1 protein-coding gene is annotated in these 1454 nt (G+C 58.8%); it reads left to right on the top strand.

All coding sequences use genetic code 11. The annotated features are described in order from the left end of the window. Nucleotides 1-97: 97 nt before the first annotated feature. Nucleotides 98-1447, top strand: a complete 1350-nt coding sequence (locus PKKP23_RS33350) for an IS30 family transposase (RefSeq protein ID WP_126880072.1) — start codon at nt 98-100, stop codon at nt 1445-1447. The last annotated feature ends 7 nt before the right edge of the window (nt 1448-1454 follow it).

Genomic DNA, 1454 nt, shown 5'->3' with positions numbered 1-1454 from the left:
GGGCGGATTCAACCGGTCGTCGCAACGCCTTTAATCGGGGAGGTGTTGCGTGGGTCGAATTGCAGGATGGGTATATCAGATAACCGGGCGACGAGCGATGCACTCACCAGGTGCGCCGTCACTTCGACATGAGGTCGAGCGTCGATTCTGGAAGCAGGTCGCCACCGGCATCACGAGTGAGAAAGCCGCAGAGGCGGTTGGCGTGTCCTCTGCGGTGGGCTCGCGCTGGTTCCGCTATCGTGGCGGCATGCCACTTTTCATGTCGAAGCCTATATCGGGTAGGTACTTGTCGTTCGCCGAACGAGAAGAGATCGGGTTGCTTTCGGCCCAAAACATCGGCGTGCGTGAGATTGCTCGCCGTATCGGGCGTAGCCCATCAACCATTTCGCGCGAGCTTACGCGGAACGCAGCAACCCGTGGTGCTCGCCTCGAATATCGCGCTTCGGTTGCACAATGGAAAGCGGAACATTTTGCCAAGCGACCCAAACCAGCGAAACTGGTAACCAACCAGCGACTGCATCGCTATGTGCAGGACCGCCTGGAAGGCAGTGTGTGTGACGCAGATGGCCGTGAGATTGCCGGGCCCCAGCAGGCACCTTTCAAGGGTCGGAATAAGCCGCATCGCGGAGACCGAAAGTGGGTTAATGGCTGGTCCCCGGAACAGATCGCCAACCGCCTACGGGTCGATTTCCCTGACGATGAATCCATGCGTATCTCTCACGAAGCCATTTACCAGGCTCTATACATTCAAGGGCGCGGCGCGCTCAAGCGCGAGCTGGTGGGTTGCCTGCGCACCGGACGAGCGTTGCGCGTGCCAAGGGCCAGGGCGCGAGCCAAAGCATGGGCACACGTCAGCGAGGAGGTGATGATCTCCAGCCGCCCCGCAGAGGCAGAAGATCGTGCTGTGCCGGGCCATTGGGAAGGAGACCTGCTCATCGGCCTAAATCGATCTGCCATTGGCACGCTGGTGGAGAGATCAAGCCGCTTCACCATGCTCGTACACTTGCCTCGGGAGAACGGCTACGGCTTGATTCCCCGGACGAAGAACGGCCCCGCATTGGCTGGCTACGGAGCGGTCACGATGGCCAATGCGCTCAAGAAGACGGTGACAGATATGCCTGTCCAGTTGTGGCGATCATTAACCTGGGATCGTGGCAAGGAGCTGTCCGATCACGCCCGCTTCACCATCGAGTCCGGCATAAAAGTATTCTTCGCCGATCCGCACAGTCCATGGCAGCGAGGAACGAACGAGAACACGAACGGCCTATTACGACAATACTTTCCAAAGGGCACAGACCTGTCCCGGTGGAGCACCGGGGAGATTCAAGCCGTTGCCCATACGCTCAATTGCCGGCCCAGAAAATCGCTTGGCTGGAAGACCCCAGCAGAATTCCTGGACGAGTATCTAAAATCTGTTCAACAATCTAGTGTTGCGACGACCGGTTGAATCCGCC

This window comes from Paraburkholderia kururiensis JCM 10599 = LMG 19447 (assembly GCF_003986935.1).
GTDB lineage: Bacteria > Pseudomonadota > Gammaproteobacteria > Burkholderiales > Burkholderiaceae > Paraburkholderia > Paraburkholderia kururiensis.
The sequence above is the reverse complement of the archived record's forward strand: the minus strand, read 5'-3'. Positions and strand labels throughout refer to the sequence as shown.